Annotated in this window: 21 protein-coding genes and 1 pseudogene; 11 read left to right on the plus strand and 11 right to left on the minus strand. The window is 66.3% G+C overall.

Annotated elements, in window-relative coordinates; genetic code table 11:
• Positions 1 to 83: 83 nt before the first annotated feature.
• From pdhA to gcvA, 7 genes are all read left to right on the plus strand, one after another.
• Positions 84 to 1,112 carry a pyruvate dehydrogenase (acetyl-transferring) E1 component subunit alpha gene (pdhA, locus tag V8J38_RS08695; RefSeq protein WP_338574961.1) on the plus strand — a complete coding sequence of 343 codons (1,029 nt, stop codon included), beginning with the start codon at positions 84 to 86 and terminating at the stop codon, positions 1,110 to 1,112.
• 3 nt (positions 1,113 to 1,115) lie between these two features.
• Positions 1,116 to 2,474 carry a pyruvate dehydrogenase complex E1 component subunit beta gene (locus V8J38_RS08700; protein ID WP_338574963.1) on the plus strand — a complete coding sequence of 453 codons (1,359 nt, stop codon included), beginning with the start codon at positions 1,116 to 1,118 and terminating at the stop codon, positions 2,472 to 2,474.
• A complete protein-coding gene (locus tag V8J38_RS08705; RefSeq protein ID WP_338574966.1) occupies positions 2,471 to 3,736 on the plus strand; it encodes a pyruvate dehydrogenase complex dihydrolipoamide acetyltransferase in 1,266 nt (421 codons plus the stop codon). Before V8J38_RS08700 ends, V8J38_RS08705 begins: the two co-directional genes overlap by 4 nt.
• A 15-nt stretch (positions 3,737 to 3,751) precedes the next feature.
• Positions 3,752 to 4,231 (plus strand): glutathione peroxidase, encoded by a 480-nt coding sequence (locus V8J38_RS08710; RefSeq protein WP_338574968.1) that lies wholly within the window; start codon positions 3,752 to 3,754, stop codon positions 4,229 to 4,231.
• Between the two features lie 2 nt (positions 4,232 to 4,233).
• Positions 4,234 to 5,640: a dihydrolipoyl dehydrogenase gene (gene lpdA, locus V8J38_RS08715; RefSeq protein ID WP_338574970.1), complete on the plus strand. Its 1,407-nt coding sequence runs from the start codon at positions 4,234 to 4,236 to the stop codon at positions 5,638 to 5,640.
• 65 nt (positions 5,641 to 5,705) lie between these two features.
• Complete coding sequence (locus V8J38_RS08720; RefSeq protein WP_291775165.1) at positions 5,706 to 6,707, plus strand: cysteine synthase A; 1,002 nt, start codon at positions 5,706 to 5,708, stop codon at positions 6,705 to 6,707.
• Complete coding sequence (gene gcvA / locus V8J38_RS08725) at positions 6,707 to 7,660, plus strand: transcriptional regulator GcvA (protein WP_291775167.1); 954 nt, start codon at positions 6,707 to 6,709, stop codon at positions 7,658 to 7,660. Before V8J38_RS08720 ends, gcvA begins: the two co-directional genes overlap by 1 nt.
• A gap of 88 nt (positions 7,661 to 7,748) precedes the next feature.
• On the opposite strand, the gene V8J38_RS08730 is transcribed toward gcvA, so the two are convergent.
• The 7 genes from V8J38_RS08730 to V8J38_RS16945 are packed head-to-tail and all read right to left on the minus strand — an operon-like array spanning position 7,749 to position 16,353.
• Entirely contained in the window at positions 7,749 to 8,438 is a 690-nt protein-coding gene (locus tag V8J38_RS08730; RefSeq protein ID WP_291775168.1) for a response regulator, read from the minus strand.
• Between the two features lie 9 nt (positions 8,439 to 8,447).
• On the minus strand, positions 8,448 to 11,117 hold the full coding sequence (locus tag V8J38_RS08735) for a sensor histidine kinase KdpD (protein ID WP_338574974.1): 2,670 nt from the start codon (positions 11,115 to 11,117) through the stop codon (positions 8,448 to 8,450).
• Positions 11,117 to 11,698: a potassium-transporting ATPase subunit KdpC gene (gene kdpC / locus V8J38_RS08740; protein WP_338574977.1), complete on the minus strand. Its 582-nt coding sequence runs from the start codon at positions 11,696 to 11,698 to the stop codon at positions 11,117 to 11,119. The genes V8J38_RS08735 and kdpC overlap by 1 nt, the downstream gene beginning before the upstream one ends.
• Positions 11,698 to 12,441 carry a TorF family putative porin gene (locus tag V8J38_RS08745; RefSeq protein WP_338574978.1) on the minus strand — a complete coding sequence of 248 codons (744 nt, stop codon included), beginning with the start codon at positions 12,439 to 12,441 and terminating at the stop codon, positions 11,698 to 11,700. Before V8J38_RS08745 ends, kdpC begins: the two co-directional genes overlap by 1 nt.
• A 16-nt stretch (positions 12,442 to 12,457) precedes the next feature.
• On the minus strand, positions 12,458 to 14,524 hold the full coding sequence (gene kdpB / locus V8J38_RS08750) for a potassium-transporting ATPase subunit KdpB (protein ID WP_338574981.1): 2,067 nt from the start codon (positions 14,522 to 14,524) through the stop codon (positions 12,458 to 12,460).
• Positions 14,525 to 14,537: 13 nt separating this feature from the next.
• The gene (gene kdpA / locus V8J38_RS08755; RefSeq protein ID WP_338574983.1) at positions 14,538 to 16,250 is read right to left on the minus strand and encodes a potassium-transporting ATPase subunit KdpA; all 1,713 of its coding nucleotides are present in this window, start codon (positions 16,248 to 16,250) and stop codon (positions 14,538 to 14,540) included.
• A gap of 16 nt (positions 16,251 to 16,266) precedes the next feature.
• Positions 16,267 to 16,353 carry a potassium-transporting ATPase subunit F gene (locus tag V8J38_RS16945; RefSeq protein WP_256968182.1) on the minus strand — a complete coding sequence of 29 codons (87 nt, stop codon included), beginning with the start codon at positions 16,351 to 16,353 and terminating at the stop codon, positions 16,267 to 16,269.
• Positions 16,354 to 17,278: 925 nt separating this feature from the next.
• Here V8J38_RS16945 and V8J38_RS08760 point away from each other — a divergent pair.
• Together V8J38_RS08760 and V8J38_RS08765 are read left to right on the plus strand one after the other, a co-directional pair.
• Positions 17,279 to 17,824 (plus strand): annotated as a pseudogene (locus V8J38_RS08760) (recombinase family protein).
• Positions 17,825 to 18,306: 482 nt separating this feature from the next.
• Complete coding sequence (locus tag V8J38_RS08765; protein WP_338574985.1) at positions 18,307 to 18,828, plus strand: hypothetical protein; 522 nt, start codon at positions 18,307 to 18,309, stop codon at positions 18,826 to 18,828.
• 189 nt (positions 18,829 to 19,017) lie between these two features.
• Here the strand turns inward: V8J38_RS08765 and V8J38_RS08770 are convergent, their stop codons facing one another.
• From V8J38_RS08770 to V8J38_RS08785, 4 genes are all read right to left on the minus strand, one after another.
• Positions 19,018 to 19,776, minus strand: a complete 759-nt coding sequence (locus tag V8J38_RS08770; RefSeq protein WP_338574986.1) for a DUF6683 family protein — start codon at positions 19,774 to 19,776, stop codon at positions 19,018 to 19,020.
• 97 nt (positions 19,777 to 19,873) lie between these two features.
• On the minus strand, positions 19,874 to 20,536 hold the full coding sequence (locus V8J38_RS08775; protein WP_087140545.1) for a hypothetical protein: 663 nt from the start codon (positions 20,534 to 20,536) through the stop codon (positions 19,874 to 19,876).
• Positions 20,537 to 20,624: 88 nt separating this feature from the next.
• Positions 20,625 to 21,023 (minus strand): flagellar biosynthetic protein FliO, encoded by a 399-nt coding sequence (locus tag V8J38_RS08780; RefSeq protein ID WP_338574989.1) that lies wholly within the window; start codon positions 21,021 to 21,023, stop codon positions 20,625 to 20,627.
• Complete coding sequence (locus tag V8J38_RS08785) at positions 21,020 to 22,243, minus strand: EscU/YscU/HrcU family type III secretion system export apparatus switch protein (RefSeq protein WP_338574991.1); 1,224 nt, start codon at positions 22,241 to 22,243, stop codon at positions 21,020 to 21,022. The genes V8J38_RS08780 and V8J38_RS08785 overlap by 4 nt, the downstream gene beginning before the upstream one ends.
• 491 nt (positions 22,244 to 22,734) lie before the next feature.
• Between V8J38_RS08785 and V8J38_RS08790 the strand changes: the two genes are divergently transcribed.
• Positions 22,735 to 23,229, plus strand: coding sequence for a lytic transglycosylase domain-containing protein (locus V8J38_RS08790; RefSeq protein WP_338574994.1), 495 nt, complete (start codon positions 22,735 to 22,737; stop codon positions 23,227 to 23,229).
• Positions 23,230 to 23,282: 53 nt separating this feature from the next.
• Positions 23,283 to 25,307: a flagellar biosynthesis protein FlhA gene (locus V8J38_RS08795; RefSeq protein ID WP_338574996.1), complete on the plus strand. Its 2,025-nt coding sequence runs from the start codon at positions 23,283 to 23,285 to the stop codon at positions 25,305 to 25,307.
• The last annotated feature ends 5 nt before the right edge of the window (positions 25,308 to 25,312 follow it).

The following is a 25,312-nucleotide window of genomic DNA, read 5'->3' on the forward strand; positions in this document are numbered from 1 at the left end:
CGTTTCGGGAACGAAGGCTGCTAAAGCCCCTTTCTGTAACGATAAGAGTCCCTGAAACAGGGGTGTAAGCCGGGAGATGCCGGATGGCGAAAGCCGCCGCTCAGAAAAACTCGCCCAGCACGGGCGAAAAGATTCCGAACACGCCGCAGGCTTCCAAGGAAGACCTGCTGCGTTTCTACCGCGAGATGGTTCTCATCCGTCGCTTTGAAGAGCGCGCGGGCCAACTCTACGGCATGGGCCTGATCGGGGGCTTCTGCCACCTGTACATCGGTCAGGAAGCCGTGGCCGTCGGCGTTCAGGAGAGCGTCAAGCAGGGCTACGACAAGATCATCACGGGCTATCGCGACCACGGCCACATGCTGGCCGCGGGCATGGACCCGAAGGAAGTCATGGCCGAGCTGACGGGCCGCATCGGCGGTTCGTCCAAGGGCAAGGGCGGGTCGATGCACATGTTCGACGTACCGACCGGCTTCTATGGCGGTCACGGCATCGTCGGCGCGCAGGTCGCGCTGGGCACGGGGCTGGCCTTCGCGGGCAAGTACCGCGGCGACGACTCGGTCAGCTTCGTCTACTTCGGCGACGGCGCCTCGAACCAGGGGCAGGTCTACGAGAGCTTCAACATGGCCCAGCTGTGGAAGCTGCCGGCCATCTACATCATCGAGAACAACCAATACGCCATGGGCACGAGCATCGAACGCTCGTCGTCCACGACCGAACTGTACCAACGCGGCGCCAGCTTCGGGATTCCCGGCGAGCAGGTCGACGGCATGGATGTTCTGGCCGTGCGTGACGCCGCCGCCCGCGCCGTGGCGCGCGCCCGCGCCGGCGAAGGTCCCTACATCCTGGAAGTGAAGACCTACCGCTATCGCGGCCACTCCATGTCCGACCCGGCCAAATACCGGACGAAGGAAGAGGTGGACGAGGTCAAGAAGACCCGAGACCCGATCGACCACATCAAGATGCTTCTCGCCGCCGCCAAGGCGACCGAGGACGAACTGAAGGCGATCGACAATGAAGTGAAGGCCGTCGTGGCCGAAGCTGTACAGTTCGCTCAAGAGAGCCCTGAGCCGGATCCGTCCGAGCTCTACACCGACGTCTACGTGGAGGCCTGATACGTGACGGACATTCTGATGCCGGCGCTGTCCCCCACGATGGAAGAGGGCACGCTGACCAAGTGGCACATCAAGGCTGGCGACGTCGTGTCGGCTGGCCAAGTGATCGCCGAGATCGAAACCGACAAGGCGACGATGGAAGTCGAAGCCGTGGACGAGGGCGAAGTCCTCGAAATCCTGGTGCCGGAAGGCGCCGAGGGCGTGAAGGTCAATACGCCGATCGCGCGTCTGGCGGGCGAAGACGGCGCTGCGGCGCCCGCGCCGAAAGCCGCTGAGCCGATGACGGCCGTTGAAGCCGAGGTGCCTGTCGCCGCAACGGTCGCCGCTGCGCCTGCTCAGCCCAAGGTCGAATTGCGTGATCCTGAGATTCCCGCCGACGCCAAGCTGGTGAAGACCACCATCCGCGACGCCCTGCGCGACGCCATGGCCGAGGAAATGCGCCGCGACGAGGCCGTCTTCCTGATGGGCGAGGAAGTCGCCCAGTATCAGGGAGCCTATAAGGTCAGCCGGGATCTGCTGCAGGAATTCGGGGACCGCCGCGTGGTCGACACTCCGATCACCGAGCACGGATTCGCCGGCCTGGGCGTGGGCGCGGCGTTTGCGGGCCTGAAGCCGATCGTGGAGTTCATGACGTGGAACTTCGCCATGCAGGCGATCGACCACATCATCAACTCGGCGGCCAAGACCCTGTACATGTCCGGCGGCCAGATGGGCTGTCCGATCGTCTTCCGCGGTCCGAACGGCGCCGCCGCCCGGGTGGCCGCCCAGCACAGCCAGGACTACTCCGCCTGGTACGCCCAGATTCCGGGCCTGAAGGTCGTGGCGCCCTATGACGCCGCCGACGCCAAGGGGCTGCTGAAGGCCGCCATCCGCGATCCGAACCCCATCGTCTTCCTCGAACACGAGATGATGTACGGCCACGAGTTCGACGTGCCGGACGTCGAGGACTACGTCGTTCCGATCGGCAAGGCCAAGGTCCGCCGCGAAGGCACGGACGTCACTATCACGGCGCACAGCCGCATGGTCGGCTTCGCCCTGCAGGCCGCTGAAAAGCTTGCTGAAGAAGGCATCTCGGCCGAAGTCGTCGACCTGCGCACCCTGCGTCCGCTGGATCACGAGACGATCGCCGAGAGCGTCAAGAAGACCAACCGCCTGGTTTCGGCCGAGGAGGGCTGGGGTCCGATGGGCGTCGGCGCCGAAGTGGTCGCCCGCGTGATCGAGCACGCCTTCGACTATCTGGATGCGCCGCCGCTGCGCGTGCACCAGGAAGACGTGCCGCTGCCCTACGCCGCCAACCTGGAAGCCCTGTCCCTGCCGGGCGTCGACAAGATCGTCGCCGCCGTGAAGAAGGTGATGGCATGACCGATATCCTGATGCCCGCCCTGTCTCCGACGATGGAGGAGGGCGTGCTGGCCAAGTGGCACGTCAAGGTCGGCGACACCGTCTCGGCCGGCGACGTGATCGCCGAGATCGAGACCGACAAGGCGACGATGGAAGTCGAAGCCGTGGACGAAGGCGAAGTTCTTGAAATTCTCGTCCCGGAAGGCTCCGAGGGCGTGAAGGTCAACACGCCGATCGCCCGCCTGTCCGGCGACGACGTGGCGCCCGCGCCCAAGAAAGTTGACGCTCCGGCCGAGACGCCGAAGGCTGAAGCGCCCAAGGCGGAGGCTGCGAAGGCCGAAGCCGCGCCCGCTCCGGCCGCACCGAAGTCTGACGACGGCGGCCGCATCTTCGCCTCGCCGCTGGCGCGCCGTCTGGCCGCTCAAGCGGGTCTGGACCTGAAGGCCCTCAAGGGCACCGGCCCGCACGGCCGCATCGTCAAGCGCGACGTGGAGGCCGCCGGCAAGGGCGGCGCTCAACCGGCCGCCGCGACGACTGCGACCGCAGTCGAGCCGCGCAAGGCCCTGTCGCTGGCTCAGATGGGCATTCCGGGCGGCAGCTATGACCTGATCCCGCTGGACGGCATGAAGAAGGCCGTCGCCCGCCGCATGGTCGAGAGCGTGCAGAACGTGCCGCACTTCCCGCTGTTCATCGACGTCGAGATCGACCAACTGATGGCCGTCCGCGCCAAGGTGAACAAGATGCTGGAGCCGCAGGGCGTCAAGGTCTCGGTGAACGACTTCGTCATCAAGGCCGCTGCGCTCGCGCTGAAGATGGTGCCGGAGGCGAACGCCTCCTACACCCCCGAAGGCATCGCCATGCATCACAACGCCGACGTTTCCATGGCGGTGGCGATCGACGGCGGCCTGATCACCCCGATCATCCGCAAGGCCGAGACCAAGGGCCTGGCCCAGATCGCGACCGAGTCCAAGGACCTGGCCAAGCGGGCCCGTGAGCGCAAGCTGAAGCCCGAAGAGTTCCAGGGCGGCACCTTCTCGGTGTCCAACCTGGGCATGTTCGGCATCAAGCAGTTCACCTCGATCATCAATGAGCCGCAGGGCTGCATCATGAGCGTGGGCGCCGGCGAACAACGTCCGGTCGTCAAGGACGGCCAGATCGTGCCGGCTACCGTCATGACCGTGACCCTGACCTGCGATCACCGCGTGGTCGACGGCGCGACGGGCGCCCGCTTCCTGCAGGCGTTCAAGCCGCTGATCGAAGATCCCGTGGCGATGCTGGCGTAAGGGGAGGGTGAAGTCATGACCTCGGTCTATGACTTCTCCGCCCGGGCCATCGATGGCGCGGACGTGGCGCTGGACCGCTTTCGCGGTCAGGCGTTGCTGATCGTCAATACGGCGTCAAAGTGCGGCTTCACCGGCCAGTATGCCGGGTTGGAGAAGCTGCACCGCGACTTCGTCGACGCGCCGTTCGAGGTCCTGGGCTTTCCCTGCAACCAGTTCGGCCAGCAGGAGCCGGGCAGGGCGGCGGAAATCGCCGCCTTCTGCGCCAGCAGCTTCGACGTGACCTTTCCTCTGTTCGACAAGGTCGAGGTCAATGGACCGAACCGCCACCCTCTCTACGCCTGGCTCACCCGACAGAAGCGCGGCTTCCTGGGCTCCCAGGCCATCAAGTGGAACTTCACCAAGTTCCTGACCGACCGCGAAGGCCGCGTCGTCGCGCGCTATTCGCCCCAGACTGAACCCGAGGCCATCAAGGCCGACATCGAGAAGTTGATCTGATCATGGCTGCTGAATTCGATCTCGTCGTCATCGGCTCGGGCCCCGGCGGTTACGTCGCGGCCATCCGCGCCAGCCAACTGGGCCAGAAGGTCGCCATCATCGAGCGCGAGAACCTGGGCGGCATCTGTCTGAACTGGGGCTGCATCCCGACCAAGGCCCTGCTGAAGTCCGGCGAGAAGTTCGAAAGCCTGTCGCACCTGAAGGACTACGGCCTGTCGGCCTCGGGCGCCTCGTTCGACTTCGACGCCATCATCCAGCGCTCGCGCGGCGTGGCCAAGCAACTGAATCAGGGCGTCGGCTTCCTGATGAAGAAGAACAAGATCGAGGTCATCGAGGGCTCGGCCAAGCTCGAGAAGGGCGCCGCTGCGCCGAAGGTCGTCGTGGCTCTGAAGGCCGGCGGCTCGCGCACGATCGAAGCCAAGACCGTCATGCTGGCCGTCGGCGCCCGCGCCCGCGCTCTGCCGCAGATCGGGCTTGAGGCTGACGGCGACAAGATCTGGGCCTATCGCGACGCCCTGGCGCCGAAAAAACTGCCCAAGACCTTCGTGGTTATCGGCTCGGGCGCCATCGGTATCGAGTTCGCCAGCTTCTACCGCGCTCTCGGCGCCGAGGTGACGGTCGTGGAAGCCGTTGATCGCGTCATGCCGGTCGAGGACGAAGAGGTCTCCAAGGCCGCTCAGAAGGGCTTCGAAAAGCGCGGCATCAAGTTCAAGCTCGGCGCCAAGGTGACGAAGGTCTCCAAGGATTCCAAGGGCGTGAAGGTCGATCTTGAAGTCAACGGCAAGGCTGAAAGCCTGGAGGCCGAGGTCTGTATTTCGGCCGTCGGCATCACCGCCAACACCGACGGCATCGGTCTGGAGGCGCTGGGCGTCGAACTGGACCGCGGCCACATCAAGACCGACAGCCACTGCCAGACCAATGTGAAGGGCCTGTACGCCATCGGCGACTGCGCCGGCGCGCCCTGGCTGGCCCACAAGGCCTCGCATGAAGGCATCCACGCCGCCGAGCACATCGCCGGTTACAAGACGCCGAACGTCCATTCGCCCATCGCGGGCTGCACCTACGCCCAGCCGCAGGTCGCCTCGGTCGGGGTGACGGAGCAGGGGGCCAAGGCCGAGAAGCGCGAGGTCAAGATCGGCCGCTTCCCGTTCAAGGTGAACGGCAAGGCCATCGCGGCGGGCGAGACTGAAGGCTTCGTCAAGGTCATCTTCGACGCCAAGACCGGCGCCCTGATCGGCGCTCACATGATCGGCGCCGACGTCACCGAAATGATCCAGGGCTACGTCACCGCCATCACCATGGAAGCGACCGAGGAGGACATCCACGGCATCGTCTATCCGCACCCGACCATGTCCGAGGCCATGCACGAGGCCGCTCTGGACGCCTATGGCCGCGTGATCCACATCTAGGGCGGTTGTTAGAAAATCTGAACTGTGGCTAAGAGGATCGCTCCTCCCCATGGTTCGGATTTTCCATGATTGTCGCGCCTGACGTCCTCGGCCTGATCGGCAACACGCCCTTGGTGCGCCTCAAGCGCGCCTCTGAGGCGACCGGCTGCGAAATCCTGGGCAAGGCCGAGTTCCTGAACGTCGGCGGCTCGATCAAGGATCGCGCCGCGCTCAGCATCATCCGCGCGGCGCGCGCCTCGGGCGCGTTGAAACCCGGCGGAACGATCGTCGAAGGCACGGCGGGCAACACCGGCGTGGGCCTGGCCCTGGTCGGGGCGGCGTTGGGCCATCCGGTCGTCATCGTCATGCCGCGCACCCAGACGGAAGAAAAGAAGCGGGCCGTACGCCTGCACGGCGCCCGCCTTATCGAGGTCGATCCGGCGCCCTTTGCCAGCCCCAACCACTTCGTCCACTTCTCGCGCCGTCTGGCCGAGGAACTGAACGACAGCGAGCTGAACGGCGCCTTCTACGCCGACCAGTTCGACAATCCGGCCAATCGCCAGGCTCACTATGAAGCCACAGGGCCGGAAATCTGGAAGCAGACGGACGGCCGCGTCGATGGTTTCATCTGCGCCGTCGGCTCGGGCGGCACTCTGGCGGGAACCTCAGCCTACCTTCGTGAGCGCAATCCGGGCCTGCAGGTCGGACTGGCCGACGTGCCGGGCGCCGCCCTCTACAGCTGGTTTACCGAGGGCGTGCTGAAAGGCGAGGGCGGTTCAATCGCCGAAGGGATCGGCGTCAATCGCATCACCGGAAATCTGAACGGACTCTCGGTCGATCATGCCTATCGCATCGAGGATGCGGAGTTCCTGCCGATCCTCTTCGGCCTGGTGCGCGAGGAAGGGCTGTCGCTCGGTCCCTCGAGCGGCGTCAACATCGCCGGCGCCATCCGCATGGCGCGGGATATGGGGCCCGGCCATACCCTCGTGACCGTCTTGTGCGACGCCGGTCAGCGCTACGCCAGCAAGATCTATGACCCGGCGTTCCTGAGCGCTCGCGGCCTGCCGACGCCGAACTGGATGCGCTGATGACCCGCCGCAAGGACCCCGCCGTCGACAGCCGGCTTCCGCCCCTCAACGCCCTGAAGGCTTTCGAGGCCGCCGCCCGTCGGCTCAACATCACCCGCGCCGCCGAAGAGCTATCCGTCACGCCCGGCGCCATCAGCCAGCAGATCCGCATTCTGGAAGAGCACGCAGGAGCCCCGCTGTTCCATCGCGAAGGTCGTCAGATTGCGCTGACGGAGCTGGGCGCCGAACTCTATCCGCTGTTGCGCGACGGGTTCGACTATCTGAAACGGGCAGGGGACCTGCTCTATCGGCCCGACCGCCGCCACGCCCTGGCGGTCAGCGTGCCGCCGTCCTTCGCCTCTAAATGGCTGGCGCCGCGCATTGCCCGTTTCGCGGCAGCGCATCCTGAAATCGAGGTCTGGATGTCGGCCGACATGCGGCTGGCTGACGTCAGCGGCGGCCGGGTCGACGTTGCGGTCCGTTACGGACGGGGCGACTATCCCGGCGTGCGCTCGGAAAGGTTGCTGAACGCCGATGTGACGCCGGTCTGCGCGCCCTCGTTAACCATGGGCGACAACGCCTTGCGTCGGCCGTCGGACCTGGCGCGCCACGTCCTGATCCATCTGCGGCCCAGCGAATTGGAAGAACCGCGCCCGGACTGGGCGGCCTGGCTCAAGGCCCGGGGACTGACGGACATCGACGCCCAGGCCGGGCCGCGTTTCGATCAGACGGCCCTGGCCATTGAAGCGGCGGCTCATGGTCAGGGCGTGGCCCTGGCGCCGTACGCCTTTGTCGCTGAAGATCTTGCGTCCGGCCGGCTGGTGGCGCCTTTCGCTGACGGCGCTCTGACTACGGACCTGGCTTACTACGTCCTGACCAAGCGCAGCGGCGCATCAGCGCCGGCAAGGGCGTTCGCCGCCTGGCTCAAGCATGAGGCCCAAAGCGCAGCAGAGGCCAACATCGACGACCTGTGAAGGCAGATACCATAAAATCGCCTAAGATATATTATGCGAAGGGAACACCAGTTCGATTGCGATCCGAAGTCGTGCCTTGAGGTGTTGATCAATCCAATAGCCGATAGCCAACCCCCGGTTCGGTGACGATCAGGCGGGGCTGGGCGGGGTCAGATTCCAGCTTTTGACGCAGTTGGCCTACGACGACGCGCAGGTACTGGGTGTCGTCGGCGTGGGCCTTACCCCAGACGGCGGTCAGCAGGTCGCGGTGGCCGACGACCTTGCCGGCGTTGCGGGCCAGATAGGCCAGGACGTCGTATTCCTTGGGCGTGACACGCACAGCGGCGCCAGCATGGGTGATCAGGCGGCGCTCCAGGTCGATGACCACCTCGCCTGCCGTCAGCGGCCCGGTCGACTCAAGGCGCGGCGCGGCCTGGCGCAGATTGGCGCGGACCCGGGCCAGAAGTTCGCCGACGCCGAAGGGCTTTTCGACATAGTCGTTCGCGCCCAGATCCAGGGCCGCGATCTTCTCGGCCTCCTTGTCGCGCGCCGACAGGATGATGATGGGCCCAGCGTAGAATTCGCGGGCCCTGGCCAGCACGTCCTTGCCGTCCATGTCGGGAAGGCCGAGGTCCAGCACGACGGCGTCGGGGCTCCATAGGGCAATGCCGCGCAGGCCCTCCTGCCCGCTGTCGGCGCGGCGCGGCTCATAGCCTGCGGCGTCCAGCGCCGGGGACAGGAAGCGGTGGATCTGAGGCTCGTCGTCGATGACGAGAATCTGGGGGCGGACAGCAGCCATGAAGAAAGTCTAGAGCAGGCTCGGGTGGGTGACGACGGCCTTGGGGAGGCTGATCAGGATACGAGTGCCCTTTCCATCCTGAATGGGGCTGACGGCGGCGATACGGCCGTTCATGGCCTCGACGAAGCCCTTGGCGATGGCTAGGCCGAGGCCCGCGCCCTTGGTCCGGTCCGAGGGCTCCTCCATGCGGCGGAACTTGTCGAAGACCCGTTCCAGTTCGGCAGTCGGGATGCCCTTGCCCTCGTCCTCGATGGAGATGACCACGGATCCCCGGTCCTCATAGGCGGCCAGTTCAATGGTCGAGCCATCGGGGCTGTAGGCGACAGCGTTCTCGAGGATGTTGACCAGCGCCTGCTCTAACAGCCCCTGATCGACCATGACCAAGCTGAGCTGGACCGGGAAGTCGCGGGTCATCCTGCGCTCGCCCAGACGCCGCGCCACCCGCTTGCCCGCCGCGTTCAGCACGTCGCGCACGTCGACCCAGTCGGCGCGGATGTTCAGACCCCCGCCCTCCAGCCGGGTCATGTCCAACAGATCGCCGACATAGCGGCTGAGCCGCTCGGCCTCCTCGCGGATCGACAGCAGCAGGTCGGCGCGAACCTCGGGTTTCAGCTTGTCGCCGAGGTCGATCAGGGTGGTCGAGGCCCCCAGGACCGTGGACAGGGGCGTGCGCAGGTCATGGCTGACCGAGTTCATCAGAGCGCCCCTGAACCGATCCGTGCGACGCAGGGTTTCGGTCTCCACCGCCTGACCGGCCAGGTCGGCGCGCTCAACCGCCACGGCGCCCTGATCCAGCAGGGCCAGGGCCAGCTTCTCCTCGTCCGAACCCGGCGACAGGGCCGCCGCCTCGATCCCGGCCACGCCCGCGCGGTCGCGCACCCCCTGCAAGGACCGGAAGGTCCAGCGAGCTTGCGGCAGGGTGCCGGTGCCGTGACCGGCGGGCTCGCCCTTCTCCCAGGCCCAGCGCGCGGCGGCCATGGCCTCTGCGTCCAGTTCGGGCTTGCCTGGCGCCGCGGCGATCAGGCTCAGTTCGCCTTCGACCGGCAGCAGGACCACGGCTCCAGCCCCGGCGGCGGCGGCCGTCTGTTCGGCCAGGATGCGCGCGGCGGCTGTCCGGTCGCCGACGCCGGTCAGGCGCTGGCTGGCCGCCAATAGAGCCGAGACGGCCGAGGCCCGGCCTTGCGCCGCCCGCGCCTGCTCACGAACCCGCCCGGCCAGAAAGCCTGCCGTCAGGGCCACGGCCCAGAAGACGATCAGGGTCAGGACGTCGGTGGGCGAGCCGATGGAGAAGCTGTATTTCGGCTGCAGGAACAGGAAGTTGTAGGTCAGGAAGGCGACCGTCGCCGCCGCCAGGGCGGGACGCAGGCCGTACAGCACCCCCGCCGCCAGCACCGCCGACAGATAGATGACGCCCAGGTCGACCCGTTCGAACATCCGGTCCAGCAGCAGGGCCAAGCCCGTCGCCGCCACCACGATGGCCGCCCCCACGGCGTAGCCGCGCCAACCGCCCGTCAGACGGAGACGCGGCTCGCGCAGCGTCTTGTCCTCGAGATCGGCCCCGTCGGTGATGACATGGACCGCCACGCCGCGCGCCTGGCGCAGCAGTTCCGCGGCTAGCGACCGGCCCAGCCACTCGGACAGGCGGCTGTCGCGACTTTTGGCCAGGACAATCTGGGTGACGTTGTTCTGATGGGCATGATCCATGACGGCGCGCACCACGTCGTCGCCGGACAGCACCACGGTGCGCCCGCCCAGCTGTTCCGCCAGCTTCAGCGCATCCGACAACTTCCCCGCCGAGCCGACACCGTGTCGCGCGCCCGAGGGGCGGTCGACATGGGCCACGGTCCAGGGCGCGTCCATCATCATGTCCGACAACCGCCGCCCCGCGCGAACCAGGGGCGCGGCCACGGCGTCGCCCGCGACCAGGACCAGAATCCGCTCGCCCGCCGCCCACGGCCCGGTCATCCCCTGCTCGCGCAGGCGAGCGGTCAATTGATCGTCCACCGTCTGGGCCGCGCGACGCAGGGCCAGTTCGCGCAGGGCCGTCAGATTTTCGACCTTGAAGAAGTTGTCCGAGGCCAGCCGCGCCGTCTCGGGCACATAGACCTTGCCCTCGGTCAACCGCTTGCGCAGCTCCTCGGGGGTGATGTCCACCACCTCGATGTCGTCAGCGCGCGACAGGGCGCTGTCGGGCACGCTCTCGCGCTGGCGGACGCCGGTGATGCGCAGCACCACGTCCGACAGGCTTTCCAGATGCTGGACGTTCAGGGTGGTCCAGACGTCGACCCCGGCGTCCAGAATCTCCTCCACGTCCTGCCACCGTTTGGGATGGCGCGAGCCGGGGGCGTTGGAATGGGCGTATTCGTCGACCAGCAGCAGGTCGGGCCGTCGCGTCATGGCCCCGTCGATGTCGAACTCCAGCAGGGTCCGTTCGCGGTGGGCGATGGGGTTGCGAGGCATGACCTCCAACCCGCGCAGCAGGCTCGTGGTCTCCTTGCGGCCGTGGGTCTCGACCACGCCGACGACCACGTCGTCGCCCTCGGCCTTACGCCTGCGGGCGGCGCGCAGCATCTCATAGGTCTTGCCGACGCCGGGCGACATGCCCAGAAAAACCTTCAGCCGCCCACGCTTGCGCGGGGCGGCCGGGGTCCTGTCCGTCGTGACAGCAGGCGTCGCCATCAGCCCTCCGCGGGATGCGGGAAGCGGGCGTCGAGCGCCATATTGGTCAGCAGCACATTGACGCGCGGCTGGCCCAGCACGAAGGTGCGGCCTTCCTCATGCTGTCGGATCACCTCGCGCACCTGCGCCTCTCCTACCCCGCGCGCACTGGCGATGCGGGCGACCTGGAGCTCAGCGTAGGCCGGAGATATATGCGGGTCGAGGCCCGAAGCCGAGGTCGTCACGGCGTCGGCGGGGATAACCGCCTTCCCCGTCTCGGCCCGCAAGGCGTCGGCGTCCGTCTTCACCCGCGCGATCAGATCGGGGTTCAACGGGCCGAGGTTAGAGCCGGACGAGGCGGCGGCGTCATAACCCTTGCCGGCCGCCGAAGGACGCGGGTGCAGGTATCCGGGCTGGGCGAAGGACTGGCCGACCAGGGCCGAACCCACCACCTGGCCCGCCTTGTCGCGGACCAGGCTGCCGTTCGCCTGACCCGGAAAGGCCGCCTGAGCCACGCCGGTCACGGCCAGGGGGTAGGCAACGCCCAAAACGCCGGTGAACAGGGCGATCATCACGACCGCCGGACGGATATGGTTCAGCATCAGAAGACCGCCTTCAGACTGGCCACGGCGCGGCTGTCATAGGCGTCGCCGAAGTCGTGTTCGTCGGTGTCGAAATAGCGGACGTCCAGCGCCAGATGATCGGTCAGCTGATAGGCCGCGCCTAGGTTCCAGGTGACGTAGTCGAAGTCGGACGACACCCACTGACGCCCCGCCGCCGCCGAGATCGTCCACTTGTCCGCCGGGCTGATCGCACCGTTGATCTCGGCGTAGGTCGCCTCGTCCTCGGACGCGCCGAAGAAGTCGGGCGACCAGTAGATGGCCGCCCCCAGGGTCGCCGGACCGACGGCGCGCGAGGCAGCGGCCTTCAGCTCGACATAGTCGTAATCGGCGCCGTCCGGCTGGCCGGCGTAGAAGTAGCTGACCACGCCGAAGTCCCAGTTGAAGCCGCCGAACTCGGGCCGGACGCCAGCGTAGAGGTCGATCTCGGCGTCGGTGTCGCCGTCACCGGCGAAGGAGACGTTCCCGGCCCAGGCCCCGGCGTAGAACAGGCCTTGGGTGACATCGACCCCGGCGGAAATCGCCGGATCGCTCTCGGTCTGGCTGACCCCTCGGAGGACATAATCGGAGGCTGCGGCGGCGTTGAAGGCGATGTCAGGTCCGGCTTTTTCCTGGGCCTCGGCCGAGCTGCTGCACAGGCCCAGGGCGATGATGGCGACCAGACAGGCCCCGCCGAACAGGGCGTCGTTGGCGCCCGAAACCTTGGTGGAGTTGCGTTTACGCATGATGCTTTCCTTCCCCTCAGGCCAGGCCGAAGGCGGAGATGACGATGTCGATGAGCTTGATGCCGATGAAGGGCGCGATCAGACCGCCCAGGCCGTAGATCAGCAGATTACGGCCCAGCAGCTTGCCCGCCCCCACAGCGCGGTATTTCACTCCGCGCAGCGCCAGCGGGATCAGGGCGACGATGACCAGGGCGTTGAAGATAACGGCCGATAGGATGGCGCTTTCCGGGCTGGACAGCTTCATCACGTTCAGCGCCGCCAGCGACGGCAGTCCGACCACGAACATCGCCGGGATGATGGCGAAATACTTGGCCACGTCGTTGGCGATCGAGAAGGTGGTCAGGGCGCCGCGCGTGATCAGCAGTTGCTTGCCCACCTCGACGATCTCGATGACCTTGGTCGGGTCAGAGTCCAGATCGACCATGTTGCCGGCCTCGCGGGCCGCCTGGGCGCCGGTCTGCATGGCCACGCCCACGTCAGCCTGAGCCAAAGCGGGCGCGTCGTTGGCGCCGTCGCCGCACATGGCGACCAGACGCCCCTTGGCCTGTTCAGCCTTGATCAGACGCATCTTGTCCTCGGGCGTGGCCTCGGACAGGAAGTCGTCGACCCCGGCCTCGGACGCGATGGCCGCCGCCGTCACCGGGTTGTCGCCGGTGATCATGACGGTGCGCAGGCCCATGCGGCGCAGGTCGGCGAAGCGCGCCTTCACCCCCGGTTTGACCACGTCCTTCAGGTGGATGACGCCGACCAGGGCCTCGTCCTCGACCACGGCCAGGGGCGTGCCGCCCGAGCGGGCGATGCGGTCCACGGCGGCGCGAAACTCGGCCGGAGCGGCGCTCTCGGCCACGCCCAGCGCCTTCAGCACGGCGTCCACCGCCCCCTTGCGCCACGAGCAGCCGTCCGCTTCCAGTCCTGACTGGCGGGTCACGGCGGTGAAGGGAATGGTCTTCGCCCCTTCCGGCATATCGCCCGTCACGCCCGCGTTGCGGCCCAGCTCGACGATGGAGCGGCCTTCGGGCGTCTCGTCGGTCAGCGAGGCCATAACCGCCGCGCGCATGGCCGCCTCGGGACGGACGCCCAGCGCGGGGATGACCTCGGTCGCCATGCGGTTGCCGAAGGTGATGGTGCCGGTCTTGTCGAGCAGCAAGGTGTCGACGTCGCCTGCCGCCTCCACCGCGCGGCCCGATGTGGCCAGAACATTCACCTTCAGCAACCGGTCCATACCGGCGATGCCGACGGCGGACAGCAGGCCCCCGATCGTCGTGGGGATCAGGGTGATGAACAGGGCGCCCAGAATGATGGGATCCAGCCTGATCCCTGAGTAGGCGCCCAGCCCCAGCAGCGCCGCGACCGCGATCAGAAAAATCAGGCTCAGACCGGCCAGCAGCACCGACAGAGCCAGTTCGTTCGGCGTCTTGCGACGGTCCGCGCCCTCGACCATGGCGATCATGCGATCAAGGAAGGTCGAGCCGGGCGCCGAGGTGATGCGCACCTTGATCCAGTCGGAGACAACCGTAGTGCCGCCCGTGACGGCCGAGCGGTCGCCGCCGCTTTCACGGATGACGGGGGCGCTCTCACCGGTGATGGCGGCCTCATTGACCGAGGCGACGCCTTCGATGATTTCCCCGTCTGAGGGGATGACGTCGCCGGCCTCGACCAGGACGATGGCGCCGATCTCCAGCTCATGCGCCGGGGTCGGGACAAGCGTGCCGGTCTTAGGATCGACGATCAGCTTGGCCTTGGTGGTGACGCGTGAGGCGCGAAGGCTGTCGGCCGCCGCCTTGCCCCGCCCCTCGGCGATGCTTTCGGCGACGTTGGCGAACAGCACCGTGGCCCACAGCCACAGGGCCAGCTGGACGGCGAAGCCTGCCGCCTGCCCCATCGCCACGGCGGCGACCGCTGAAACAGTGGCCAGGGCTGCGACGATCCAGGTGGCGAAGATCACCGGGTTTCTGAGAAGCCGGGTCGGGTTCAGCTTGACGACAGCGTCGCCGAGCGCCCGGCCAAGCATGGCCCCGGTCAGCCCGCCCGCGATGGGCGCAGCAGATCGGGAGCTCGACGGATCGAGCGAGACTTGGGTCATGACGGATATCCGATCAGAACCGGGCCACAATCTGGAGCATGTCGAAATGCTCCCCGATCGGACCCAGAGAGAGGGCTGGGAAGAACTGCAGGCCGCCAAGGATCAGGATCACCCCGATCAACAGGCCGATGAACAGCGGGCCATGCGTGGGCAAGGTGCCGACCGACGGCGCCAGACGCGGCTTGGCGACCAGCGCCCCCGCCACGGCCAGAACTGCGACAGCCGGCACGAACCGGCCCAACAGCATGGCCAGACCCAGGGTGGTGTTCCACCATGGCGTGTTGGCGCTCAATCCGGCGAAGGCCGAGCCGTTGTTCCCCGTCGCCGATGTGTAGGCGTAGAGGATCTCGGACAGGCCATGCGGCCCCTTGTTCAGCAGGCTGGCCAGCGCGTCAGGCAGGACCGCCGCAACCGCTGAAAAGCCCAGCACCGACAACGGCACGACCAGCACCACCAGCATTGCGAACTGGATCTCGCGCGCCTCGATCTTCTTGCCCAGATATTCAGGCGTGCGGCCGACCATCAGGCCCGCCACGAAGACCGCCAGCATAGCCATCAGCACTATGACCGCGACGCCCGAACCGATCCCGCCAGGCAGGATCTCGCCCAACTGCATCAGGAACATCGTCACCGCTCCGCCCAGCGGCATATAGCTGGCGTGCATGGAGTTGACCGAGCCGTTCGAGGCGCCGGTCGTCTGGGCCGCCCAAGCGACGGACGACGGCACGCCGAAGCGGACCTCCTTGCCCTCCATGTTCCCGGCGGACGTATCCACGCTGGCCGCGACCAGGGCGGGCGCCGGCTGGCTCTCGACGACATAGAGGGCCGATCCCGCCGCGCTCAGCAACAGAACCGCCGCCACGACCAGGGCGCGCACGTCCTTTTTGGCCATGACGCTGCGGCCGAAGGCGAAGAAGGCCGCCCAGCCCAGGACGTTCACGCTGATCGCCGTGATCAGATTGGTCAACGGGGTCGGGTTCTCCAGCGGGTGCGCCGAGTTGACGCCGAACACGCCGCCGCCGTTGATGCCCAACTGCTTGATGGCCAGCTGGCTGGCGGTCGGGAACAGGCTGATCGTCTGCGATCCGCCCTCCAGCGTCGTCGCCTGCGCCGAGGCCGCCAGCGACTGCACCACGCCCAGACCGGCCAGAACCACCGCGACGATGAAGGCGATGGGCAGCAGGACATAGAGGCTGGTGCGTGTCAGGTCGGCCCAGAAGTTGCCGACGCCCTCGCCGCGATCGGCCAGAAAAGCGCGCGCCAGCGCCGCCACAATGGTCGCGCCGGTGGCCGCCGAGACGAAGTTCTGCACCGTCAGCCCGACCATCTGGCTGAAGGTCGAGACGGTGGTTTCCCCGCCATAGCTCTGCCAGTTGGTATTGGTGACGAAGCTGACGGCGGTGTTGAAGGCCAGATGCGGGCTAAGGCCGCCGAACCCCTGCGGGTTCATCGGCAGCACGCCCTGCAGGCGCAGCATTCCATAGAGCAGCAGAAAGCCCGCCAAGTTGAACGCCAACAGCGCCCCAGCATAGCCCAGCCAGCCCTGACTGCGTGCCGCATCAACCCCTGCGGCCCGATAGAACAGGCCCTCGACCGGCTTCAGCACCGGGTCCAGCCAGGTCCGCTCGCCGTTCCAGACGCGCGACATATAGACCCCGATCGGCCAGCCGAGCACAACGGCCAGGCCGAGGGTCAGGGCGATCTCCGCCCATCCTTGAATGTTCATGAGAAGGCGGCTCCGTTCAGAACCGCTCGGGACGCAGCAGGGCCGCGACCATGTAGCCGGCGATGACGAGGGCTCCGGCGCCCCACAGGACGTTCAGCCACATGTCACAACCTCTTCAACGCAGCGGCGAGAGCGGCGAAGGCCAGAAAGGCCCCGCCGCCGATCGCCAGAAAAATCACATCGGCCATGCCGACACCTCCAGCTCGACTGAGTGCCGGAGGAGACGCCCTGGAGGCATAAGGGAGCCATGCGGAACACAGCCCCCGGCATAAGGCGCGCGTAAAGAGCCCCTTACGCGGCCCTTACGCCGAAGCTTCCAAACAGCATCGCCCGATTATGGCCGGTCAGGCTTTCATGGCGGGGAAAGGAACTCGACACATGAGCCGCTGCAGCCTTCTTCGGCAGTCGTTGACCGGCACGCCCGTCAAAGTCATCGCCCCTGACGTCTGGAGGATGACTATGACGCTCGTCGGCCTCGCTTTCGGCGTGCGCCCAGCCGGCGCCGCCGGAGAGCGTCGCCCATGATGACCGGTTACATCGAGGGGTGTCCGATGCATCCCGCATTGCCCCGCCAATACCGGGTCGTCGCGTCAGGCGAGGGTTGGTGCGTGACCTTGGGCGAGGCCCGCACAACGCCCTTCCAGCACCAGCGCCAAGCTGAACGGATTGCTAGGGCGCTACAGAGACAGGCTGATGCCCTGCGAGACTAGAGAAACCGCCAACAGCCCGAAGGAGCGACATCCCGTTATCGGTAGCGGCTCGGTCAGGGCCAAACAATTTCACCCGCACGGTCGCGCGTATGCTGAGGGGTTGCTCCAGCGGACACCCGCATGATGCAGAAAGCGGACCTTCCGAAGCACTGCTTTGAGTCAGAAACAGACCTAATCAGCTGCGTCATAAATGACTGTTTCTGATACATGACAGTCGGTACAGATCACTCTGGCAGGATTTCTATGCCGGTCGTGTTGCAGTAACCTGTTGCGAAATCAGCGTCTCAACGGACGTCACACTAACGGGTTTTGACGCAAATACTCTTGGGTTACGCGAGAGTCTCGACTGATGAGCAGAATTTGGAGCTCCAGGCGGACGCGTTAAGTGCGGCCGGCTGCGACCGCATATTCTCTGACAAGCTGGGCGGCAGCAGACTGGACCGTCCTGGGTTGGCCGCCGCTCTGTCTCACCTCCGTTCAGGCGACACTCTGGTTGTGTGGAAGCTTGATCGCCTTGGATGCACGGTGCGTCAGCTCGTCGCCAAGCTGAACTAGGAAAGCATCGAGTTTCGAAGCCTGACTGATAGCATCGACACGACCACGCCCGCTGGAAGGTTCTTCTTCCATATGATGGCGGCTCTAGCTGAAATGGAGCGCGATCTGACCCGGGAACGCACAATGGCCGGTTTAGCCGCTGCCCGCGCCCGAGGCCGGATGGGCGGGCGCCCCCCTGCCCTTTCACCGAGACAACTGACTCAAGCGCGGCGTCTGATGCGGCATCCCGATCAGACGATGGCTGAGATCGCAGCTACCTTGGGCGTTTCCTGTAGCATGTTGTATCGCGCTCTCCGCCCAAGGCCCTGAGGGCCGTGACCAATTTTGTCGTCCGCAACGGCTAAGGTCGTTCCCACGCAAGCGAGGCTTAGTCATGCAGATATGGTTGCCCATATGGGTTTTGCGCCGCTTGGCACGATCCAATCCGTGGCTCCTGTCGAACACTGGCGATGTAACATACCCGTCCTAGGACTAGGAACGCTGGAGGTGCGGGCATCCATGTCTCTCTCCGAAGAACAGCGGCGACGACTTCTGGCCGAGCGCCGTTAGCCAGAAGTCTTGCCGATTGGATTCCAATGAACCAGGAACCTGCAGTTCTATGGAATTCAGCGAGTTGGGGTCTGACGATTCAGGAACGCTCACACCAACTCTGCCGCACGTCTCCTCGAAGCCTCAACCCAGCACTGGGGTTTACGACGCGCATCGAGCACCGGAGCACCACGCCGCATATTGTCCGTTGCTCATTTCTGGATATGCTTCCTTGCCTAACGCGTCGATTTTGCGAGGATTTCATGCACTTCCTGTCCGCCGCCGCCGCCATCGCTCTCCTCGGTTTGACGGCCTGCAGCCCGTCCCCCGACAGCGCTCCCAACGAGAAGCCTGTAGTTGAAGCTTCGCAAGCCGCGCCTCGAGTCATGACGGATACAGCGCCGGCCTCCGGCGCCGACGACGACGCCTTGTTCAAGCGCGACGAACCGGCGGACGCGACCATGACCCTGAATCGCGAGAGCGCCGGCTGGCGCGTCGCCTTCCGGGCCGGAGGCGTGCCGAATGGCCCCGCGACCGCCGCCGACTGTGAACTTCAGGCGGTCGGGCTGCAGAACCGAGAGGACGTCATCGCTGCGCGCGTGGTTCCGTTCGAGGGCGAACTGAACGTGATCACCGCCGCCGACATCGGGGCGGACGCACCGGTTATTCAAGTCCGCATGGGGCCGGAGGGCGCGTTCGTTCAGGATGGCGGAGCCGCAGCCCGTTTCTGCGGCATGGGATCCGATATCGACGGCTTCTACCGCAGGACCGGATCTCCCGAGTGAGCGCCGGGCCCGTCCTCCGGGCGTCCCTGCCTCACCCTACCGTCGCCGAAGCAAGGCCGCGCCAATCGCCGCAACGGCGAGGGCTACGGTCGCCAATCCAGCCGCCCCATAGACCATAAGGTCCGGAGAGAGACCGCTCCGCATATTCTCAGACGAGGGTTTGGCCTTCGGGCGCCCGCCCTGCCCCTTTCAAGAAGCGGCTACGAACCCGTTTCCGGTCAGTCGCAATTGGCGCAGATCGACCTTCATCTCATTCTGGAACCGCGTCGTCGCCGCGTTCTGCAGGCGACGCTGCATCGTCGCGTCATTGTCCCGCATGGCGTCTTCATAGGCGACGCTCTGAGCGATGAAGTTGAGGATGAGAACCTCCGCCATCTCCTGCTTCTGCGCGTCATTCAGGTCTGTAAAGGAACGATTGTCGCCCATCATGGCGCGAACTTGCGACTGAACGCTCTGGACCTGAGCCCTGCTGACGGATCTTACATCGTTGGCGATCTGCCAGTTCAGCATCCAGTAGGCCGTCATGGCGTCCGCCACATCGCCGCGACGCAAGCCGTATTGTGAAACGTGCTGTCCCCAGCGGGCGAAGAAGTCCTGCTGATCCATCGCCGCCGCGATTCCCGCCCCGTCGCCGCCTGTCGAGCGGACAAAGTCCGCGAATTGGCGTTTGACGCGCTGCGTGATGGCCGGCGACGACTGATATGTGGTGCGGGCGGAGGCGGCGGCGCGACGGCCCGATGCCGCCACTCCAGCCGCCACTCCGCCTCGCGCGGGAGCACGCGCCTGAGAGGACGACTCCATCATGTTGTCGCGCATGGCGGCGTGCATCTGGTTCATCGCGTCCGCCGTCGCGAAGCCCTGGAAGGCGTAGTCCTGAGCCTGAGTCTGGGACGCGCAGAGCAGAACCGCTGCGACCGCTCCCGCCAGAAACACCTGCTTGCCGCTCATCTCCGCCTCTCCATCACTTTGAAAAACGCTCATTCCTCAAAAGCACAACGGCGGGCGAAGGTTTCGCCCGCCGTTCCACAAATCAGCCTTTCCGGCTTTATCCCTGCTTGCGAGCCAGGGTCGAAGCGGATTCGCCGATCGACTTCAGGGCGTTGTTCAGCGCTTGGGACACGAAATCCAACTCCTTGCCGACGGCCGTCATTTCGGCAGACAGGCTGCCCATCTTCGGCTTCTTCTTCTGGCTTTCGGCGTCGATCTTCTCGCCGATCTCGGCCATGCGCTCCATCTTGGCGTCCAGGACGCTGCCCAGCGCCAGCGCCAGGCGCAGCATGAAGCTCTTGCCGTTCAGGCCGCCGGGGACGGCGTTGCCTTCTTCATCGCGGCCGCCGGTGCGGGCCTTCTCCAGGGTCTTGTCGACCAGATCCTGAACGATGTCGTTCATCTGACGCTCGATGCCGCCGGCTTCGAAGGCGCCGCCGCCCGTGGCCTGCGCCAGGCCCGCCGCGGATTCGCCGATGCTCTGGAAGGCGCCTCCCGTGTTGCCCGTCGCTGCTGCGAAAGCGCCGATCGACAGATCGATCACCGACTGCGGAAGGCCCAGAGCCTGACCGACCTGTTGCAGGACCTGCTGGCCGATGGACGACACGACCTGGGTCAGAGCCGCCTGAACCAGAGCCGAGGTGCCGCCCGTCGCGACCGCCAGGGCCGCCTGGCTGATGAGGCTGCCGATATTGAATCCGCCGCCGCCGATGCCGAACATGATCTTTCCTCCGAATGGTGTGCGTTTCCGGTTCGCCGGCCAGGCGCCTCGCCCGGAAACCCGACGACCTCACGAAACCACCCGCCCCTTATCCTCGGTAGTCAGGCCGTTCCCCAGCTAGGGACTTCCCTAGCCAACGACGCAGACGCGGCGGGACGCGGGCGGCGACCGCCGCTGTCTGGACGCTCGCGGCCTCGGCGCGGGCGGCATCCTCGGCGATCTCTTCGGCCGTGCGGGCGCGACGGTCCAGAACGGTGATCCCGCCCGCCGTGACGCCCAGCAACAGCACCTCGTCGCGCCAGACCACCACGGTCGCCCGCTCGCGCGCACCCAACGGCAGGGAACGGATGAAGCGTATCTCATCGCCGCTGGGCGCCCCGCTCTGGACCTTCTTCAACATGCGGATCGAGAAGAAGGCCAACCCCAGCACCAGGGCGAGCGCGACCAGGACGGTCAGAAAGTCCATCAACAAGGCGAACGGCGTCATTGCGTCTCCGGAGAGGAAGCCACGCCGTCGTCGGGCATGGCGGGAAAGAGAGGACCGTTGCGGACAGGAGCGGCTTCAACCGCAGCGCCCTCGCCCGGATCTGCGCCCTGACCTTCGAGCTCGTCGGTCAGATCGACGGGGTCGAGCGTCTCGCCGCGCGCTGCTTCATCGCGCAAGCGGCGCGCCGTCAGGATCACCTCGGCGACGGCGGCGAACATGTCCTCGGGCACCACGGCCTCGACCGGCACCTGTTCGTGCAGGGCGCGGGCCAGGGGAACGTTGCGGATGATCGGCACCCCTTCGCGCTCGGCCATGCCGCGCATGGCGCGGGCGATCAGGCCGTCGCCCTTGCCCGCCACCACGGGCACGACGTGCTCGCCGGGATCATAGGCCAGGGACACGGCGATATGGGTCGGATTGACCACCAGGGCCGCCGCGCCGCGCACGGACCCGACGGCGCTGGATTGAGCCCACTCCTGAGCCAGTTCGCGGCGGCGCGCCTTGACCGTGGGATCCCCCTCCATGTCCTTCGCCTCCTGGCGGATATCGCGTCGGCTCATCCGCAGCCGTTTCATGAAGCTGAAGCGCTGGTAGGCCGAATCCAGGATGGCGACAAAGACGAACACCACCAGGGTCCAGCCCAGCAGGTGAAAGCCCGCCGCGCCGAACGCACCCAGCACCTCGCCCGGCTGCGCCGCCGGCAGGCGCAGGATGCGATCGAACTGGCCGAATAGGATCAGCCCCGCCAGCCCCAGCAGCAAGGCCGTCTTCACCAGCGACTTCGCCACCTCGAACAGGTTGTCGGTGTTGAACATCCGCTTCAGCCCCTCGCCGGGGTTCAGATGATCCAGCTTGGGCGTCATCTTCTCGAGGGTGAAGACCGGCCCGGTCTGCAGGAACTCCATCAGCGACGCGAACAGGGCCACCGGCAGCAGCAACAGCGCCGTCAGATAGACGAACCGCCGCGCCGCCGACCAGGCGACCTGTTCGAAGGCGTCGCCGAACGGCTGGTCCATCACGCGGAATACATCGTCGAACAGGGCGGCGAAATTCGCGAACACCGCCCCCGCCAGCATTAGGCCGACCAGCAGCCAGGCCAGCAGCACGGCGGTGGAGCCGATGTCCTTGCTCTTGGCGACGTCGCCCTTCTTGCGCGCGTCCTGAAGCCGTTTCGGTGTCGGCCGCTCTGTCTTGTCGCCGCCGTCGTTCTTCTCCGCCACGCGCGCTCCGCTTCATCGAACAGGGATGAAAAACATCAAAAACAAGCTTTGCCGAATACAGAAACGGCAAAGCTTATGGTCAAGCTTACACTTTATCCGAACCCTGACCGCTTCAGAAAAAAAGCAAGCTAGGGTTAACCTTACTGGCAAAAATTTTCATTACCGATCTCGTTGACAACATTCATGAGCAATAATATCGCTGTCACACAAGATCGAAATTCACATAGCTTCGGGCGAAATACGAAGTGAGACAATTTTGCTCGGTAACCGGCACAGTAATACTTGTTATTACTGCATGGAATCATTCCGCAATTGCGGAAGACTGTAGCGTCACCTCGCCGCAGTTGGTCGCTTCAGCCGCTTCCGTCAGCCAGTTTTCCCTGGCGCTGGGAAGCGGAGCGGTCGGATCAACGCCTTGTTCTGCACACGCCCCGCGAGAGGTTCAGGCGGCGCAGCAACTGCTGATCTACGACAATGAGTCGCCGACCGAGGTGATCGGTTCCTCAGAAACCGTTGCTTTTTACAGGTCGGAAAGTGTCACGACCGGCGCGGGACCGCATCGCAACAGGACTCCGCACGGCGATCTGATCACAGCGGCGGCGCGCGAACACGACATCGACCCGGCCCTCCTGCAGGCGATCATCAGCGTGGAATCCGCTGACGACCCGAACGCCCGCTCGCCCGTCGGCGCTCGCGGCCTGATGCAGGTGATGCCCGCCACCGGCCGTCGCTTCGGCGTCGCCGACGAGATGCGGCTGCACGAACCGGAAACCAACATTCGCGCCGCCTCGCGCTACCTGAAGACGTTGCAGGGCCTGTTCGGCAACGACCTGCGCCTGGTGCTGGCCGCCTACAACGCCGGCGAAGGCGCCGTGCAGCGTTACGGCCGCAACATCCCGCCCTACCGCGAGACCCAGGACTACGTCCGCAAGGTCATGGCTCGCTACGACCAGCTCCTCACCGCCCGCCGCTCCTCCTTCCGATAATTCTCACCGATCTCCCGTTCGGCCTGATCCGCCGGCAGCCACAAGGCGCGTCCATGTCCTTCGCCAGCCCGCTGAAACTGCTGGGCCTGCGCCATAACGGCGGAGGCGTCGGTCGCTACTCGGACCTGTTTCTGGTGGCGGGGGTGGCGGCGATCATCGCCATGATGATCATGCCCCTGCCGTCGCTGGCGATCGACGCCCTGGTGGCGATCAACATCAGCGCGGGCGTGGTGATGCTGCTGGTGTCGATCTACATCGCCTCGATCGTCGACATCTCGGTCTTCCCCAGCCTGCTGCTGATCACGACCCTGTTCCGGCTGGCGCTGTCGATCGCGACGACGCGGATGATCCTGCTGGAAGGCCACGCCGGGGCGATCATCAACACCTTCGGCAACATGGTGGCGGGCGGTAATCTGGTCGTCGGCCTGGTGGTCTTCCTGATCATCACCGTCGTGCAGTTCATCGTCATCGCCAAGGGCGCCGAACGGGTGGCCGAGGTCGCCGCCCGCTTCAGCCTGGACGCCATGCCGGGCAAGCAGCTGTCGATCGATTCCGATCTGCGCTCGGGCCTGATCGACAAGGACGAGGCCAAGCGCCGTCGCCGCCTGCTCGAGATGGAGAGCAAGCTGAACGGCAATCTCGACGGCGCGATGAAGTTCGTGAAGGGCGACGCCATCGCCGGGATCATCATCGTGGTGATCAACCTGCTGGGCGGTCTGGCCGTGGGCATGCTGCAGAACGGCATGGATTTCGGCGCGGCGGTCCAGAAATACTCCATACTGACCATCGGCGACGGCATGGTGATGCAGATCCCGGCCCTGCTGGCGGCCATGTCCGCGGGCCTGCTGGTAACGCGCGGCAGCGATTCCGAGACCGACGCCCACCTGGGCGCCTCGATGCATCGCCAGTTATCGGCCCAGCCGAAGGTCTTCCTGGTGGCGGGCGGCATGTGCTGGCTGCTGGCCCTGGTGCCCGGTTTTCCGACCGTGGTCTTCCTGCTGCTGGGCGCGGTCGCCATGACCGCCTCGGTCATGATCGAGCCGCGTTGGCGCAAGTCGGCCGGGCGCAGGGTCAAGGCCCTGACCGGCCGCGCCGCCGCCGAAGCCGACGGTCCCATCGCCTCGACCCAGACACGCCCGACGGAAGGCGCCGCCATGACGCCCCTGATGCTCGAGATCGACGGCCGCGCCCTGCGCGCGACCGATCCGGAGCGCCTGACCGCCGCCCTGGAGACCCTGCTGGACGAGTTCGAGGCCTCGCTGGGCGTGGCCCTGCCGCGCGTGACGGTGCGCTACGGCCCGGCCGAGGCGGCGGACCGCTGGCGGCTGATGGCGTTCGAGGCCCCTTTGGGCGCGGGCGATCCCGGCCCGGCCCAGGATGCGCTGGATACGACCTTGGCCGGCGTGCGCGGGCTGCTGCGCCGCAACGCAGGGATGTTCATCGGCATCCAGGAGGCGTCGACCCTGCTGAACCGCGCCGGAGAGAGCTATCCCGAAGTGGTCAAGGAGGTCGCGCGCGCCCTGCCCCTGGCCCGCATCGCCGAGATCATGCGTCGCCTGGCCGAGGAAGAGGTGCCGCTGCGAAACCTGCGCGACATCCTGGAATCCCTGGCCGACGCCGGTCAGCGCGAGAAGGATCCGCTGGCCCTGACCGAGTTCGCCCGCGTGGCCCTGCGTCGCCAGATCAGCCACCGCTACGCCCCCGACGGCGTGCTGAAGGCCGCCGTGCTGGAGCCCGCGCTGGAGAAGCACCTGCGCGAATCCATCCGCGTCGGCGGCGCCGGTCAGCAGCTGGCGCTGGAACCGGACATGGCCCGCCAGATCATCGAGGCCGTGCAGAAGACGGTGCGCGACACCGACGCCGACGCCGTGCTGGCCGCCATCGACCTGCGCCGTCACATCCGCAAGCTGGTCGAGCCCGAGCTGTTCGACACCCCCGCCCTGTCGTTCCACGAACTGCTGCCCAGCCTGAAGCTCGAGATCGTCGGCCGGGTCGCCCTGCCCGACCTCGACGCGGCGACGCCGGCGGCTATTCCCGCCCCCTCCGCTCCCCCCGCCTCCACGGCCGCTGCGGCCTGAAACGA

The organism is Brevundimonas olei (genome assembly GCF_037055245.1).
Taxonomy (GTDB): Bacteria; Pseudomonadota; Alphaproteobacteria; order Caulobacterales; family Caulobacteraceae; genus Brevundimonas; species Brevundimonas olei.

Bases quoted from the DNA above. Each gene is read 5' to 3' on its own strand.
- kdpA (WP_338574983.1), bottom strand. From the start codon at position 16,250: ATGAACATTCAAGGATGGGCGGAGATCGCCCTGACCCTCGGCCTGGCC.
- V8J38_RS08745 (WP_338574978.1), bottom strand. From the start codon at position 12,441: ATGCGTAAACGCAACTCCACCAAGGTTTCGGGCGCCAACGACGCCCTG.
- V8J38_RS08720 (WP_291775165.1), top strand. From the start codon at position 5,706: ATGATTGTCGCGCCTGACGTCCTCGGCCTGATCGGCAACACGCCCTTG.
- kdpC (WP_338574977.1), bottom strand. From the start codon at position 11,698: ATGCTGAACCATATCCGTCCGGCGGTCGTGATGATCGCCCTGTTCACC.
- V8J38_RS08775 (WP_087140545.1), bottom strand. From the start codon at position 20,536: ATGTTCGGCATCGGCGGCGGCGGATTCAATATCGGCAGCCTCATCAGC.
- V8J38_RS08705 (WP_338574966.1), top strand. From the start codon at position 2,471: ATGACCGATATCCTGATGCCCGCCCTGTCTCCGACGATGGAGGAGGGC.
- kdpB (WP_338574981.1), bottom strand. From the start codon at position 14,524: ATGACCCAAGTCTCGCTCGATCCGTCGAGCTCCCGATCTGCTGCGCCC.
- V8J38_RS08770 (WP_338574986.1), bottom strand. From the start codon at position 19,776: ATGAGCGGCAAGCAGGTGTTTCTGGCGGGAGCGGTCGCAGCGGTTCTG.
- V8J38_RS08730 (WP_291775168.1), bottom strand. From the start codon at position 8,438: ATGGCTGCTGTCCGCCCCCAGATTCTCGTCATCGACGACGAGCCTCAG.
- V8J38_RS08735 (WP_338574974.1), bottom strand. From the start codon at position 11,117: ATGGCGACGCCTGCTGTCACGACGGACAGGACCCCGGCCGCCCCGCGC.
- V8J38_RS08765 (WP_338574985.1), top strand. From the start codon at position 18,307: ATGCACTTCCTGTCCGCCGCCGCCGCCATCGCTCTCCTCGGTTTGACG.
- V8J38_RS08710 (WP_338574968.1), top strand. From the start codon at position 3,752: ATGACCTCGGTCTATGACTTCTCCGCCCGGGCCATCGATGGCGCGGAC.
- pdhA (WP_338574961.1), top strand. From the start codon at position 84: ATGGCGAAAGCCGCCGCTCAGAAAAACTCGCCCAGCACGGGCGAAAAG.
- gcvA (WP_291775167.1), top strand. From the start codon at position 6,707: ATGACCCGCCGCAAGGACCCCGCCGTCGACAGCCGGCTTCCGCCCCTC.
- V8J38_RS16945 (WP_256968182.1), bottom strand. From the start codon at position 16,353: ATGTGGCTGAACGTCCTGTGGGGCGCCGGAGCCCTCGTCATCGCCGGC.
- V8J38_RS08795 (WP_338574996.1), top strand. From the start codon at position 23,283: ATGTCCTTCGCCAGCCCGCTGAAACTGCTGGGCCTGCGCCATAACGGC.
- V8J38_RS08780 (WP_338574989.1), bottom strand. From the start codon at position 21,023: ATGACGCCGTTCGCCTTGTTGATGGACTTTCTGACCGTCCTGGTCGCG.
- lpdA (WP_338574970.1), top strand. From the start codon at position 4,234: ATGGCTGCTGAATTCGATCTCGTCGTCATCGGCTCGGGCCCCGGCGGT.